General features: G+C 38.8%; 12 protein-coding genes. 4 read left to right on the top strand and 8 right to left on the bottom strand.

The window, feature by feature from the left end:
- Window positions 1–3: 3 nt before the first annotated feature.
- Window positions 4–1,986 carry a MacB family efflux pump subunit gene (locus tag B5V81_RS06535; protein ID WP_212112745.1) on the top strand — a complete coding sequence of 661 codons (1,983 nt, stop codon included), beginning with the start codon at window positions 4–6 and terminating at the stop codon, window positions 1,984–1,986.
- Window positions 1,987–2,142: 156 nt separating this feature from the next.
- On the opposite strand, the gene B5V81_RS09050 is transcribed toward B5V81_RS06535, so the two are convergent.
- From B5V81_RS09050 to B5V81_RS06510, 6 genes are all read right to left on the bottom strand, one after another.
- The gene (locus tag B5V81_RS09050) at window positions 2,143–2,277 is read right to left on the bottom strand and encodes a hypothetical protein (protein WP_280528005.1); all 135 of its coding nucleotides are present in this window, start codon (window positions 2,275–2,277) and stop codon (window positions 2,143–2,145) included.
- A gap of 1,270 nt (window positions 2,278–3,547) precedes the next feature.
- A complete protein-coding gene (locus B5V81_RS06530; RefSeq protein ID WP_212112744.1) occupies window positions 3,548–4,213 on the bottom strand; it encodes a YdcF family protein in 666 nt (221 codons plus the stop codon).
- Window positions 4,214–4,216: 3 nt separating this feature from the next.
- Window positions 4,217–5,170, bottom strand: a complete 954-nt coding sequence (locus B5V81_RS06525) for a cell division protein FtsX (RefSeq protein WP_212112743.1) — start codon at window positions 5,168–5,170, stop codon at window positions 4,217–4,219.
- Entirely contained in the window at window positions 5,163–5,822 is a 660-nt protein-coding gene (ftsE, locus tag B5V81_RS06520; RefSeq protein ID WP_139412492.1) for a cell division ATP-binding protein FtsE, read from the bottom strand. Before ftsE ends, B5V81_RS06525 begins: the two co-directional genes overlap by 8 nt.
- Window positions 5,823–6,541: 719 nt before the next feature.
- The gene (gene acs, locus B5V81_RS06515; RefSeq protein WP_212112742.1) at window positions 6,542–8,485 is read right to left on the bottom strand and encodes an acetate--CoA ligase; all 1,944 of its coding nucleotides are present in this window, start codon (window positions 8,483–8,485) and stop codon (window positions 6,542–6,544) included.
- A gap of 681 nt (window positions 8,486–9,166) precedes the next feature.
- The gene (locus tag B5V81_RS06510) at window positions 9,167–9,343 is read right to left on the bottom strand and encodes a hypothetical protein (RefSeq protein ID WP_244979424.1); all 177 of its coding nucleotides are present in this window, start codon (window positions 9,341–9,343) and stop codon (window positions 9,167–9,169) included.
- An 854-nt stretch (window positions 9,344–10,197) separates the two neighbouring features.
- Here B5V81_RS06510 and B5V81_RS06505 point away from each other — a divergent pair.
- Window positions 10,198–10,374 carry a hypothetical protein gene (locus B5V81_RS06505; protein WP_212112741.1) on the top strand — a complete coding sequence of 59 codons (177 nt, stop codon included), beginning with the start codon at window positions 10,198–10,200 and terminating at the stop codon, window positions 10,372–10,374.
- Between the two features lie 537 nt (window positions 10,375–10,911).
- Here B5V81_RS06505 and B5V81_RS06500 read toward each other — a convergent pair.
- On the bottom strand, window positions 10,912–11,619 hold the full coding sequence (locus B5V81_RS06500) for a YggS family pyridoxal phosphate-dependent enzyme (protein ID WP_212112740.1): 708 nt from the start codon (window positions 11,617–11,619) through the stop codon (window positions 10,912–10,914).
- A gap of 164 nt (window positions 11,620–11,783) precedes the next feature.
- On the opposite strand from B5V81_RS06500, the gene leuS reads away from it, so the two are divergent.
- A complete protein-coding gene (gene leuS, locus B5V81_RS06495) occupies window positions 11,784–14,426 on the top strand; it encodes a leucine--tRNA ligase (protein ID WP_212112770.1) in 2,643 nt (880 codons plus the stop codon).
- Complete coding sequence (locus tag B5V81_RS06490) at window positions 14,413–15,027, top strand: LPS assembly lipoprotein LptE (protein WP_212112739.1); 615 nt, start codon at window positions 14,413–14,415, stop codon at window positions 15,025–15,027. The genes leuS and B5V81_RS06490 overlap by 14 nt, the downstream gene beginning before the upstream one ends.
- Here B5V81_RS06490 and fsa read toward each other — a convergent pair.
- Window positions 15,024–15,677, bottom strand: a complete 654-nt coding sequence (gene fsa, locus B5V81_RS06485; RefSeq protein WP_212112738.1) for a fructose-6-phosphate aldolase — start codon at window positions 15,675–15,677, stop codon at window positions 15,024–15,026. The genes B5V81_RS06490 and fsa overlap by 4 nt on opposite strands.
- Window positions 15,678–16,153 lie beyond the last annotated feature (476 nt).

The raw sequence follows: 16,153 nt of genomic DNA, 5'->3' as shown, positions 1-16,153 counted from the left end.
GTTATGAAAGCAGAAAAAGCAGATGCTGTTTTCGTTTTGGAAAATATTGTGCGCAAATTTCCTGCGGGTGAAACAGTTGTCACTGTTTTGAAAGAAATTAATCTAACCATTAAACGTGGTGAAATGGTGGCAATTGTAGGGGCTTCCGGTTCTGGAAAGTCCACATTGATGAATATTTTAGGCTGTCTTGATCGACCAAGTTCTGGTCGTTATTGGATTTCAGGAAAAGAAATAGCTTCTCTTTCTGCTGATGAATTATCCGCTTTGCGGCGCAATCATTTTGGATTTATTTTTCAGCGCTATCACTTGTTGAATGAATTAACGGCACTTGGCAATGTTGAAATTCCAGCTATTTATGCAGGATGCGCACCGGATGTGAGAAAAAAACGTGCTCAGGATTTATTAACACGCTTAGGTATGGGAGAGAGGGTCAATCATCGGCCTAATCAGCTTTCAGGGGGGCAGCAACAACGGGTGTCTATTGCGCGAGCATTGATGAATAATGCGGAGGTTATTCTTGCCGATGAGCCAACTGGCGCTTTAGATAAAAACAGTGGTCAAGAAGTGTTGCGTATTTTGGATGAGCTTCATCAAGAAGGGCGCACCATTATTATCGTAACGCATGATATGCAGGTGGCTAAAAGAGCAGATCGTATTATCGAAATCAGTGATGGGGAAATTGTTGCTGATAATATATCAAAGGGTAAAAAAACAAAAACAAGAGTTCAATCCCCTCAAGAGCAACGGAATCTGAAAGATCAAAAAATACTGGGGAGTTTTCGTTCTTTTGTTGAACGTTTTCGTGAAACATTTGTCATGGCTTTGTTGGCGATGAATGCACATCGGATGCGGACTTTTTTAACAATGCTCGGGGTCATTATCGGTATTGGAGCGATTATTGCTATGGTGGCTTTGGGAAATGGAACGCGGGAAAAAATATTAGAAAATTTTAAAAGCTTGGGCTCCAATACCTTGACAATCTTTCCTGGAAAAAGTTTTTCTGATCCACAAGCAGAGAAGATAACGAGTTTGGTGGAAGCGGATGCAGAAGCCCTTTCTGATCTGCCCTATATTTCTGGTGTAACGCCTCAGATTTCAGCAAATTCTACGATTCGTTTTGGTTCCGTTGAAGTTAATGCAGTGATTACTGGGGTGGGAGAACAATTTTTCCAAACACAAGGGCTCAAGGCTGTGAAAGGGCAGTTGTTTGATCAAAAAAGTGTGCGTGAGCGCGCTGTTGATCTCGTTATTGAAAAGGAAGCTGTTGCTGTTCTTTTTCCTCATAGCCATGAGAACCCTCTGGGCAAAGTGGTGCATGTGGGAAAAGTTCCTGCGCGTATTGTTGGGGTGGTTGATCCACAAAATCATGGAGGTGGCTCAAATACGTTGCAGATTTATTTGCCTTATACAACCATGCAAACACGTTTTCTTGGCACAACACAAGTTCGGGCCATTACCGTGAAGATTGCTGATCATATTGATTCAAATTTAGCGGAAAAGATGGTGAAACGTTTTCTCATTATGCGCCATGGTGAGGAAGATTTTTTCATTCGAAATTCCGAATTTTTCCGTGAACGTATTATGGAGAGCACGCATATTTTAACGCTTTTAGTATCTTCAATTGCAGCGATTTCACTCATTGTAGGGGGGATTGGGGTAATGAATATTATGTTGGTTACCGTTTCTGAGCGGATCAATGAAATTGGGGTGCGTATGGCTGTTGGTGCACGGCAGAGTGATATTCTCCAACAATTTCTCATTGAAGCAATTTTAGTATGTATCATTGGAGGCGGTTTAGGAATCCTCTTGGGATTTTCTATTGGGGGCTTGTTTTTGCTCTTTAATGCGCCTATTCATCTCATTTATACACTTGATTCAATCATTATATCTCTTACTTTTTCCACTCTCATTGGAATATGTTTTGGCTTTTCGCCAGCGCGACAAGCTTCACGGCTTGATCCTGTTGTTGCGCTTTCGCGTGATTAAGTGTTCATCAATGTAAAACATGTTTGTTGTTCTATCTGCTTGAATAAAGCGTTTTTGAAGCAAAATATGATCAGAAAAAATTTTGATTATCCGCTGCGCTCTTCTAGAAAACGCTTCATTCGTTAAGTGGAACAAGACCATTAGACGAATGCAATTTTATATAGACTCATGAAGTTTTATAATATCATCATCTTTACGTTTGATCAGGAGAAAGTTGGCACCATCATACACTGCTCCCAATGTTGTAGTCCTTAGTGTTAGAAGGGCGTAGACTTGAAACTCTAAAGGCATTTTTTGTTCTCTCTATTATAGTCTTTATTATAGTCTTTACTCATACACTCACCCTGTTTGTAACGGGAAAGCAAGAGATTTTGATTGTTTTAATAGATATAGACTTAAAATGAGAAAATCTTACTCTATTCGAAACACTTATTTAAGATGAAGAACTCTTATCTTTATTCACCAATATGTTGATGGCAATAAAACACCTGAGGCAGTAAGGCAGCTAAAATTATGACACATGAGCTTTAGTGACAGTGATGAATATCTTTAAGCAAGGCTCGCTTGTCGAGCCTTATATATGAGTGAGTCGTATAAATAGGAAGCCAAGTGAAATTCACTGGATAAGAAACCGGATTGTTTACAAATTAGCGTTGATGGGAGGCTTCATTGCTTGAGGTGTGGCGAGGAGATCAATAATCCTCATGAAATTTGTCCTTTGAGTAGGGGGATTGGAGGTGAGCAGGTGGAAAGCCTGAGACAATAAGCTGCGTTATTATTGTTTCCAGATCTATAGAGTTTAAGGATTTTTCATTCTTTTTTGGGGAGCAAACCAAACAAAAAGCGATTTGAGAGAGGGAAATGATTTCAAAAAAGATTGTGATAAAGAGCGTGGGATATTTGTGGTGGTGTGGGCTGTAAGTTTATTTTATCTGTGATCTAAAATGCTCTTATGAATACGCTTTATAAAATGAAAAGATTGTTTCTAATTTATTTATTTATAATGATATTTTAACATTCTCTCTGTTGAATGAAAAATATCAGTATCATAATTTTTTTTATTTTAAATCCATTAAAATTACTTCCTTGCGTCTCATACAAGGTCGGTAGGATACTGTTAAAGAGGCGTAAAGTATGCCTCTTACCAATCAGCCCAAGTGGTTTAAGAGCTATCGTAATATTGAGGGATAGCAAAATATAAGATGGGGCGGTTGGTATTTTTTATGAAGTGTAAAGATGGTGGTATAAATAGATTTTTATAACAAGTCTGGAGATCTTATAGTTGTCTTGGAAGCTCTATTTATGAGGAGTTTTTTATACCATTAAGATGTCATTGATAGATCCGTGTCGTGAGATAAGTTTGAGATGTGAGAGATGTTTCTTTAGACGTGTAAATATGCAAGACAGTGACACGTTTCTTGGGGCGCTTTGCTTTTATGAGGGGAAATTCTGTCGCGCTTTTATGGAGGCAACTTCGTGTAAAGTGAATAGAGAGAATGCTATGAAGCAGTTCGTGGGTGGTAAGATTTAAAGTCATAAGAGGAAAGATCAGGGAGAAAGATCAGAAGGCGGTTCTGATATAAACATGGAGCGTTTTAATATATTGGAAGATAAGAATGCGGGTTTGATTAATCTGTTGTACTGTGCTTTCAGCTTTGCTCTTTTTAACAGGATAGGCAATGAAATGGATATCAGGCATGAGATATTTAAGTTCACGCATTGAGCGCCATATGTGGTAATCATGAGTAACAATATAAAGGGTTTTATAGTGGTGCTTTTTGATCCAAGCTGCACTTTCTTTGGCATTTCCTCTGGTGTTAATCGCTTGATGCCCAATGTCAATGCAACAGGAGATAAGTCGTGGGCTAATATGCATGTTCTGCATGAAACTCTTTAGATTGGTTGAGGTGTTTACACCACTGATGAGGAGTCGTGAACCAAACCCCTTTTGTAAGAGATGAAGCCCTGTCTCTATTCGGTTTTCTCCGCCCGTAAGCACGATGATGGCATCGGCTTTGGGGAGAGGCTGTGGGGGGATAAGGCGTTCGGTTTTTTCAGAAAAAATGATAAAACCACCCCAAAAAATAAAAACAATGACTGCAAGAGTAAGCGTTGTGGGAGGAAAATAGCGAAATAAGCAGCGCACAGACCGACCATTGTGGAGCTGTTTTAGAATAGGATGCTCCAAATCGTTTTGTGTCAATGAATTGGAAGTGTTATGAGTCATAAATTAAAATAAACCGTTTTCACATTGGTCGATTTTTTTCAGTTGTGCTAAAATAGTCATGCGGTTTGTAAGGGTAGTGAGAAAAGAAACGAAAATAATAAGGAAAATGATTTTTCCGTAAGGAATGGAACTTATGGAAATATGTCCAAATAAAGCGGTTATTTGGCTAGCTTCTGCTCTTCCTAAGTTATAATTCGTCCAAAAACAAAGGGCTGAAAAGAGAAATATGCTTGTGAGACCACCATATAAAGCACCACGCAGCGCAGTTTTAAAAAAATGCCAATCAAATTGACGCGCAATGAAAAGAGTTTCTGTACCAAGAAAATATAATACATTAATGATATGTGCATTTTCTGCCAATGCATTGCGGGTGGCAAAAATGATGGTGAGGATTAGAGAGCCTAAAACCAATGATAAAATTGAAAAACCAACGAAAACAGAACTATATGCCATGGTCGTAAAACGATGGACCCAAACACGATGATCATCAAATTGACCTCCTGGAATTTGAGTTTTAATGGCATGATTGATGGCGGAAAAATTGATTTCTACATCTTCTTTTAGAGTTACAATGATAAGACGGGGAAGAGGCAATTCATTGATATTAAAATCTGTTCCAAGCCATGGTTCCAGCAACTTTTCGGTGGCTTTGGGATCAACAATTTTCGCATCTTGTACACCAGAAAAGGTTTTAACCAATTGTACAGCATCATGAAGCGCTTTGTTGATATCAACATTGTCAACGGGGCGTATTTGTATTGTTGCTTCATAGCTAATTTGATTGCTCCAATTTTTGGCAGAACGTTGGATTAAATCAACACCAATTAAGGTGAGGCTTGAGAGAAATGTCATAATAGCAATGACGGCAACCAGCGCTTGCCCAGAAATGTTGCTACTGGGAATAATCGCTGTTGTGTTTCTTTTATTGTTGGTAAAAATAGAGAAAAATTTATTCATGAATCGTCATCCGGCCGTTATGGAGAAGCATCCGTCGTGCTGCAACTTGTTCCATTAAGGCGATATCATGGGTGGCAATGATAACAGCCGTTCCAAAACGGTTTAATTCAATAAACAAACGGAGAAGGCGTTTTGCCAAGGGCGGATCGACATTACCTGTTGGTTCATCGGCAAGCAAAATTTCTGGTTGATCAATAAGCGCGCGTGCAATGGCGACCCTTTGTTTTTCCCCTCCGGAAAGAACAGGGGGTAAAACATGAATATGATCTCCAAGACCTACCCAACAGAGAAGATCTTCTACTTCACTGCGATAGGTTGCTTCTTCTTGCCCTTTAATGCGTAAAGGTAAGGAAACATTTTCATAAGTGGTCATGTGGTCAAGGAGACGAAAATCTTGAAAAACCACACCGATACGTTGTCGCAGTGCTGGGAGTTCTTGTCTTCTCAGCAATGCTGTGTCTGTTCCAAATAAATCAATATGACCACGGGTGGGTTTGAGTGCCAAAAACATCAGACGCATCAATGATGTTTTACCCGCTCCAGAGGCACCCGTGAGAAATTGAAATGATCCAGCAGGAATATGAAAGCTAATATCGCGAAGGACCTCTGGGCCCATTCCATAGCGCAGACCGACATTTTCAAAATGAATCACTTTTTGTTACCACTTCCGTTTTTACCGTATATTACTTTCAGGATTTTTGCTCCTATGGTTTTCAATCTTATTCATACTTTACAGCTCCCCAATACTTCTTAATTTGTGCTTGAGAAATATTGTTTGTAAAATATCTCTTATATTTCTTTATTTTATCTTTATTTATGATTTTAGCAGGAATTCCAAGGTGTTTCTAGCAGAAACATAAGAACTGCTATACCTGTTTTTTGACTTGATCTTGATCTTATTCGTTTTGTGGTTGATGAGATTTGCGCTTTTTTCGCTTTAATGTGCGTTAAATTACGTCTTTTATAATTTTAATCTTTATTTGTTTTTATTGGTTATGGAAAAAACTATTTTTTTCAAAGATTTTGAAAGTCTGTTTGTTGTTTTTTTCTTTTGCTAAAATAAATTGATAAAATGCTAAAATAAATTGATAGAAAAGTTTTACCGACAGAAAAATTTACCGACCATGGCAAGTTTTTTATGGCATTCATTTGCGGCTTGAAATGTGTGTGTGGATAAAAACATCTGATGTTTAAATATATTTCTTATGAAGGCTTAGGTTATAAGAGAAAAGGGGTGGCAATGTTTGGGGTTGCAAACAGAATAGGGGTGCTGGCTTAGATTTTTACCGGTAGCTTTAGCAAGAATGTTAGAATTATTTCAGTAAAGGGCTAAAGCTTACCGGTGTTGTTGTGTATTAAACCATGTTTTCTTTAATCTTGGCGGTTGGCAATCAGATCTTCAACAACTTGTGGTTCAGAAAGGGTTGAAGTATCTCCTAAATTATCGAAATTATTTTCAGCAATTTTGCGTAAAATGCGTCTCATAATTTTTCCTGATCGTGTTTTGGGGAGTTGCGGAGCAAACTGAATTTTATCCAATATGGCAATGGAGCCTATTTCTTTTCTAACATGCTTGATAAGGTCTTTTTGCAATTCTTCACTTGGCGATGTTCCTTCCATTAAGGTAACAAAACTGTAGATTCCTTGCCCTTTAATGGGGTGAGGGTAACCAACAACAGCAGCTTCGGAAACAGCAGGATGCAAAACAAGGGCGGATTCAATTTCAGCGGTTCCTAGCCTGTGCCCTGAAACATTGAGAATGTCATCCACGCGTCCTGTAATCCAGTAATAGCCGTCGCTATCGCGCCTACAGCCATCACCTGAAAAATATTTTCCTTTATAGGTGGAAAAATATGTTTGAATAAAGCGTTCATGATCCTTATAGAGCGTGCGCATTTGTCCGGGCCATGAATCACCGATACAAAGATTACCTTCTGCTTCACCTTCTAAAACATTGCCCTGATCGTCAACGATTTGCGGTTGAACACCAAAAAAGGGACGTGTGGCTGATCCTGCTTTGAGGGGGATTGCACCGGGCAAAGGTGTAATCATATGCCCTCCTGTTTCTGTTTGCCACCATGTATCGAGAATCGGACAACGGTCATTGCCAACGGTGTGATAAAACCATTCCCATGCTTCTGGATTAATCGGTTCGCCTACGGTTCCTAAGAGACGTAAGGAGGTTCTTTTTGTGTGTTCAACAAACGCGTTTCCCGCACCCATTAAGGCACGGATAGCTGTTGGTGCTGTATAGAGCGTATTGACTTGGTGTTTGTCGACAATCTCCCAAAATCTTCCCTTATCAGGAAAGGTTGGGGTGCCTTCAAACATTAAAGTGGTGGCACCATTGCATAAAGGTCCATAAACCAAATAAGAATGTCCTGTAATCCAGCCAATATCGGCTGTACACCAGTAAACTTCACCAGGGTGATAATCAAAAACATATTGATGGGTTATCGCGGCATAAACAAGATAGCCCGCTGTGGTATGCAAAACCCCTTTAGGTTTGCCTGTGGAGCCTGAAGTATAAAGAATAAAAAGCGGATCTTCAGCATTCATTGGTTCTGCTGGACAGTCTGTTTTAGCATGAGCTATCTCTTCGTGATACCAAAAATCTCGTCCCTCTACCCATTGAATGGGGCCACAAGTTCGCCGTATAACCATGACTTGATTCACATGCACATTTTGGTGTGCAGCGATCTCAATGGCATGGTCAACGTTGTCTTTTAAGTTAATCCGTTTGCCGCCACGCAACCCGTGATCAGCGGTAATAATGAAGGTCGATTGACAGTCAACAAGGCGTCCTGCTATCGCTTCAGCAGAAAAGCCCGCAAAAATAACCGAATGAATGGCACCAATGCGGGAACAAGCAAGCATGGCATAGGCTGCTTCGGGAATCATAGGAAGATAAATAGTTACTTTATCGCCTTTTTTTATGCCATGGCTTTTTAAAAGATTGGCAAAGCGACAAACATGTTCATAAAGTTCGTTATAGGTTATTTTTTTATCATGATAAGGATTATCTCCTTCCCAAATGAGCGCGATTGTGTCTCCATCGGTTTTCAGGTGGCGATCAATGCAATTATAGGCTACATTTGTTATTCCATCTTCATACCATTGAATTGATACATCTCCATTAAAAGAAGTGTTTTTTACTTTTGTATAGGGTTTAAACCATTCAATACGTTGACCATGTTTTGCCCAGAAGCTTTCTGGATCATTGATGCTTTCTCGATACCATTTTTGATAAGTTTCCTCATCGAGCAAAGTATTTTTTTTGATCTCTTTTGATATCGGATAAATTTTTTCAGTCATGTTTCCCTCTTTTAATTTATTGTTTGGAAAAATCGACCATTGTGTTTTTATATTTTTGGCAGCGTTTTTCCAAAAGCTTTTCATTGTGAGGTTAGACTAAATGACAAAAATTGGAATAGTCAATTTTTAAAATCGATACTCTGGTCTTCAAGAGAGTATTTTATGCTTATTTAGGATATTTAAATGCGGCAGAGCTTTGTCGTACAGAGCTTTTTATAAACAGTATAAAGATATTAAAGAAATATCATGTAAAAGAGGGAGATGAAGGTACTTTATTGATTATCGCTTTAAATGTTTTTTTATTTTGTATTCCCTTATTTAAATAAGAATAAGTTCATTAATAATTAAATAAACCAAAATATCTACACAAAATATCAATAATAATGTACAGAATTACTGTATATAATGTTGATTTTATAGATAGTTTCCAACTGTAGCCCCCAATTTTTTTAAACCAATAGCATATATAGGGGAGAATACAATGAGGATGCAAAAAAGCCTTATTATTTCATAACGAATATTCATTATAAAAAATCCTAAATTATAATATATTATAAATAATAGATATCCCTGAAAAATATTTTATCCATAGATGGAGATATTTAATTATGATATATTCTTGAAAATATACTTACAAAATTATTTAACTTCAGGGATATCTTTGTCGCTATTCTCTATAAATTAGAACCAACACTCATGAGCTTTATCTATAAAGCCCAAAATGGCACCTCCTGTGAATCCCAATGCAAAAGCTCTCATTCCACCCGTAAATGCTCCTACTGGCCCCTCAGCTATACCACCTTGAAGTGCACCCACTACTCCTGACGGTACTCCTACTGCGAAGCCCTGTGCATTCATGTGATTTATAAAATCACTAGGTCTACATGCACTTCCATAAATGATAGGTGTTGAGTCATGTATCGTATAAGTTAAACCTGAACCAAAATCTCTCCTTACCTCCCTTGAATTATCTACCTAAAATAGTATCACAATGATACATTTCAAATTGTTATCACGAATTTTAGAGAAGTATCAAATATAATTTTGCTTTATATCAATTAAATACTCTTTAAAAAATAAATATTATTATGAATATATGAAGTCTTATTCTTAATAAGAGAAGAATATTGCTTATATTAATCTAAATTTTAATTGAAATATTATCCTATTTTTCTTAATTAAAATTTAAAATTAGAAGAATTTCCCATATAAAAAGTTAGTGTTTTTCTTTTAATTTATGAGAATAACAAGGGGATATTTAATAATTGAATTCAGTTGTATTGTTATTGTGTGTTTCTGCGGATTGATATGAATACTTTTTTAGTGATTGTTGATTGCATCTTGCTCCTCTCAGTGTGTAGAAAACTCTATGTTATCGTTTGTCCTTATGATTGTTATCATGTTGTTTAGCGCTGTTTTTTTTATGTTCGCTTTGGTATTGAAGGTGCTGATTGTGCCCAAGTGACTTACACGAGAATTGAAGTTCTGTATTGATCGTCCTAAGCCTCTTTTGCCTGCTTTACGTCATTGGTAGGTGGGGAAATTGTTTACGCATATTAGACAAGTTTGAGAGAATTCTTGGTTTTTAATGGCAATCATTGCGATAAGCGTGCTGAATATTCTTTTGCGATTATTTATTTCACGACAGTTTTTTCATTCATGTATAACGTCTCTATTTTTATCATTTTGCCTTTATATTCAGGATTTCTTTTTTGGGTGCTTTAAAGAGACGTTTCTCAAGGCAGCAAAGCCCATCTCAAAACGGTGCGCGTGATTGGTATAATGATAAATCCATTGAGCCCCCCCATCTTTGGGCTTATGAAGGAGCAAGCTGGTACCATCACACACTTTTCCAGCTCTCTTGTGTTGCGGCAGCCTTTGGTACTTGAGAGCGTTCATAAGAGCCATTTTTATTCCTTTTTTATACAAATTTTATCCATACACACATTCCATTTGTAATGTGCAAGCAAGTGGTTTTGATTGATTCAATATAAATAGGTTTGGAATGAGAGAATCTTACGATATTCGGGGCTCTCATTCAAGTTGAATAACGCTAGATTACCATTATAAATCAATGTTTTGCTTTTTATTTAGAGGTGTTAGAGGAGGAGAGTAATGAAGCGTTAAGGTGTGAGAGCATGCAAGCCAAATTGCAGGGTTGTCTTGAAGTCATTGTGGGGGGTGAGAATGTGTTGGTGAGAAACTTTAGAAGGTGCATTTTTTGCTCATTTTGCTCATAGGGTGGAAAGAGGGGGTGGAAAGACGGGGAGGACAAGGAGAGACGGGTGTTTTTTCTGCTAGAGTTGCTTTTTTATTGATTGTGAGGGGAATATTTTTTCTCATTTCTATTGTTTTTGGCTTGTTCTTAGAGTTTTCAATAGGAATTTATATGAAGGGGGAGTGAATTTATATGAAGGAAAATTGCTCTACACAGGGCGCTTTCCAAATAAAGCAGAGCCAATGCGAAGGACATTTGAACCAAATTGTAGAGCTGTTTTAAAATCATTGGACATGCCCATGGAAAGCTTTGGAAGACCGGCTTGTTTTGCTAATTTTGCTAGAAGAGCGAAATAGGGACCAGGGTTTTCTTTGAGAGGCGGGATGCCCATAAGACCAATGATATCAAGTCCATAGTTGTTTTTGCATTGAGAAACAAAAGGAATCACTTCTTGCGGTGCTATACCACTTTTCTGCGGTTCTAAGCCAATATTGACTTGAACATAGCAGGGAAGATGTCTTTTTTGTTTTTGCATTTCTTCTGCCAAAATTTTGGCTATTTTTTCACGATCAACCGTTTGAATGATATCAAAAATCTTTACAGCTTCAGCAGCTTTATTGGATTGTAGGGGACCGATGAGATGAAGTTTAATATTTTCAAATTGTTGACGTAATTCGAGCCATTTTTGTGCTGCTTCTTGCACACGGTTTTCTGCAAATTGAGATTGTCCGGTTTGTAAAAGAGGGCGTATATCCTCTATGGAGACAGTTTTTGAAACAGCGATAAGTTCAACTTCTTCTACGGGGCGTTGTAGCTCTTGGCATAGTGCTGCAATGTCCTTTTGAATGTTTTGCAATGCTTCAATGGAAGCGTTATGAGGGGGGGAAGAATTATGAGGGGGCGTGTGTGTAGTCATGTTTTTGTGTTTTACCGTTTTTATTCAAGTTTTATTCAAGGGGTAGTGTTTTTATAAAATACTTAGGGAAATATTTCACGAAAATGTTGACGATGAGGTTAATCCATGGTCAAGCATAATAAAACAAGTTTTTGGTTAAGTTTTATTAAAAGAGTATAATGGGAATGACGATTGAGCATTATAAGATAGGCGAACGCTATAATCCACGTGCGAGAGAAAAAAAATGGCAAGAAATTTGGGATAAAAAGAAAATTTTTCAGACTGTTCAAGAAGATGGTCGTGAAAAATATTATGTCTTAGAAATGTTTCCTTACCCATCAGGGCGTATTCACATGGGGCATGTGCGCAATTATGCCATGGGGGATGTGGTTGCACGCTATAAACGTGCAAAGGGCTTTAACGTGCTTCATCCTATGGGGTGGGACGCTTTTGGTATGCCGGCTGAAAATGCTGCTATGCAAAATAAAGTGCATCCTAAAACTTGGACCTATCAAAATATTGCGGTAATGCGTGGGCAATTAAAGCAATTGGGGCTCTCAATCGATTGGACTCGGGAATTTGCGACTTGTGATGTGGATTATTATCATCGACAGCAAATGCTGTTTCTTGATTTTTATCAAAAGGGATTGGTGGCGCGAAAAGTCGCTAAGGTGAATTGGGATCCCGTTGACCACACTGTTTTGGCAAATGAGCAGGTTGTTGATGGACGGGGGTGGCGTTCAGGCGCGTTGGTTGAACAGCGGGAATTGACCCAGTGGTTTTTCAAAATTAGTGATTTTAGTGAAGATTTACTTGCGGGGCTTGAAGAGCTTGAACAGTGGCCTGAAAAAGTCCGCATTATGCAAAAAAATTGGATTGGTAAGTCACAAGGCTTGCTGATTCGTTGGGCTTTAAAGTCGACAGAGAATGCTGATGAGGTTTGTAAATCCTTTAATGAGGTTGTCTGTTATTCAACACGACCTGATACACTATTTGGCGCTTCCTTTTTAGCGCTGTCTATTGATCATCCCATTGCACAAGCTCTTGCACAAAAAGACAAAGAACTAAAGGCTTTTATCGAAAATTGCCGGTGTGGTGGAACGACAACAGCAGCACTTGAAACAGCTGAAAAACAAGGGTTTCTCACCCCTTTTGTGGCGGTGCATCCTTTTGATTCAACGAAGCATATTCCCGTTTATATCGCTAATTTTGTGTTGATGGAATATGGAACGGGGGTTGTTTTTGGTTGTCCGGCTCATGATCAGAGAGATTTCGATTTTGCGCGTAAATATGGACTTCCGATAAAACCGGTGGTTTTGCCTTCAGGGGTTGAGAAAGAAGACTTTGTCACACCTGAAACGCCTTATGTTGGTGATGGGGTAATGATCAATTCCAGCTTTTTGGATGGTTTAACACCCCAACAAGCCTTTGAAGAAGCAGCCAAAAGGCTTGAAGGACAAATGCTTTATGGGCAGCCACAGGGGGAAAAAACAGTACAATTTCGTTTGCGGGATTGGGGAATTTCGCGTCAACGTTATTGGGGATGCCCGATCCCTATGATCCATTGTACATCTTGTGGGGTGGTGCCTGTTCCACGTGCTGATTTGCCTGTTGTTTTGCCAGATGATGTTACTTTTGATCAACCGGGCAACCCTCTTGTGCGGCATGAAACATGGCAGGATGTTGTTTGTCCTTCCTGTGGTCAACCTGCAACACGTGAAACCGATACAATGGATACATTTGTTGACTCTTCTTGGTATTATGCACGTTTTACCGCTCCTTTTGCATCAGAACCTGTTGAGAAACAAGCAACCGCTGAATGGTTGCCTGTACAACAATATATTGGTGGAATTGAGCATGCGATTTTGCATCTTCTTTATGCGCGCTTTTTTATGCGTGCCATGAAATTGTTAGGTTATGTGAGTGTGGATGAGCCCTTTAAGGGGCTTTTTACCCAAGGTATGGTGGTGCATGAGACCTATCGGGATGGTCAGGGGTGGGTTTCGCCTGAAGAAATTTCCATTGTTGAAAAAGATGGAAAGCGGTGCGCTTATAAATTAACCGATCAAAGCGAAGTGACAATTGGTTTGATTGAAAAAATGTCAAAATCAAAAAAGAATGTGGTGGATCCTGATGATATTATTGCATCCTATGGCGCTGATACTGTGCGCTGGTTTGTGTTGTCTGATTCTCCACCTGAGCGGGATGTTATCTGGACAGAATCAGGTGTTGAAGGTGCACATCGCTTTGTCCAACGTGTTTGGCGCCATGTGGCTTTGAGTGCTCCTCTGTTAAGGGAAGTAGCACCTCGTGCGGGGCATCAAGGGGCGGCTTTGGAACTCTCAAAGGTAGCGCATCGCACGCTCCACGCTGTAGACGATGATTTGGAAAAATTCGCTTTTAATCGCGCTATTGCACGCCTTTATGAATTCTTGAATATTATGGCGCCATTGCTCAACAGGATAGAAAGTGTTGATGATGAAATGAAAGCCTCTTTACGTCAAGCTATGGATTTTTTCCTTGCTATGATTGCACCCATCATGCCCCATTTAGCAGAAGAATGCCATGCTGCTTTAGGGGAGAAAACTTTAATATCTGAACTTGCTTGGCCTGTTTATGATCCCGCATTAATCGTGGAAGAAAGCTATACTTTGCCGGTACAGATTAATGGTAAAAAACGCGGTGAGGTGACCGTTGCAGCAACAGCGAGTGAGACGATGATTAAAGAAGCGGTTTTGGCTTTAGATTTCATCCAAGCGCAGCTGGTTGAAAAGCCTATGAAAAGAATTATTGTTGTTCCTCAAAGGATTGTGAATGTCGTTCTTTAAAAGTTTTCCGCTTGTCGTTTTAGCGGGTGTTTTCACACTGTTGTGTGGATGCAAAGTTGAACCACTCTACCGTCAAGAGTCACAGAGTTCAAGGGCAATGAATTCTGCTTTGTATGGGGGGACTATTGTTCATCAGGATTCTATTTCTGGGCAAGTTTCTTTGGGGCTTGCGCAAAAGCTTGCCTCTATTGTGGTGGAAGAGCCTTCGGATCGTTTTGGACAAATGGTACGCAATCATCTGCTGTTTCTTTTGTATGGAAATGGTGGAAACCCTTCTCTACCTGCTTATCGATTGGCATTGCAGACATCCGTCTTTATAAAAGAATCGATGCAGATAGAGGTTGATTTTGAAAAAAAGAGAAAAGGACGACCTTCTGTTGGAACTGTTATGAGTAAAGCTTCCTATACCTTGCAGGATATGAAAAATATGCCTGTTGCAAAAGGAACAGCAATAATGAATGCATCTTTTGAGCGATTGCGCCAAGAATATGCAACAATGCAAGCAGAAGAAGATGCAAAAAAACGTGTGGCAGAAGAGCTCGCTGAACAGATTTTTTTGTTACTTTCAAGAGATCTTTCTCATAAAACTCCTAACCATTAGGCAATATTTTGTCCTGTTTTTTTCCAGTCGTTGAGAAATATTTGTAACCCTTTATCAGTGAGAGGATGTTTGACCAAGGCTTTTAAGATTGCTGGTGGAACTGTTGCAACGTCAGCACCGCTTAGGGCTGCCTCTTTGACATGATTAACGGTGCGGATTGAAGCAGCTAAGATTTGTGTTTCAAAGTTATAGTTATCATAAATTGTGCGAATTTCATGAAGGAGTTCACTGCCATTTATTCCGCAATCATCGAGTCTTCCGATAAAAGGTGAAACAAATGTTGCACCTGCTTTGGCAGCAAGTAAGGCTTGATTGGCAGAAAAACAAAGTGTCAGATTTGTTTTTAGTCCTGCTGCTGTAAGGGCTTTACAAGCTTTTAATCCATCAAGTGTTAAAGGAAGCTTGATGCAAATATTGTCAGCAACCTTTGCTAAAATAGCGGCTTCTTTCATGATATTTTCAAATTCTGTCGCCGCAACTTCAGCAGAAACAGGCCCGCTAACGAGGGAACAAATTTCTTTTGTAACATCAAGAATATTACGTCCTGATTTTAGGATAAGCGAGGGATTGGTGGTAACACCATCAACGAGGCTTAAATTCTGTAATTCTTGTATTTCTTCAATATTGGCGCTATCCACAAAAAATTTCATCTCTAACCTCTTCTTTTAAGCCTTTTTATTCGCAGATTTTTGCATCTTATCCTATTTTTGTTATGCGCTATTGTTGACTACAAAAGCAAGAGCAAGAATGAATATAATGGCATGGTTTTCATCATACATCCACTTTTTGTAAAGAAAGGTCACGTGTTGTTTCTATGCTCATTTCTCATTGGTGATTGCTCTTGATATCTGAGAATTTTTAGAAGACTTCTCTTGATTTTCACGAGATTGACGTTTCGTTTTTCTTGTTGCGTGTCAGTGAATAGATTTTTGTGTCGTAAAACACTATTAAAGAAGGTATGCGTTTTACCTATGGAGTTTAAAGAATTGATTTATAACGAAAAAAAATCTCGTATTGAACGTTTTTATCACGGTATGTAAAAATAACTTATCTTTGTAAATCAATCCGTTAATGATAAATTGAGGGTGAGGTGGAAAGAAAATAAAAGTGTGTATAGTGAGAAGAA

The organism is Bartonella queenslandensis (assembly GCF_018155095.1).
Taxonomy (GTDB): Bacteria; Pseudomonadota; Alphaproteobacteria; order Rhizobiales; family Rhizobiaceae; genus Bartonella; species Bartonella queenslandensis_B.
This window is presented reverse-complemented; position numbering and strand designations above follow the sequence as displayed.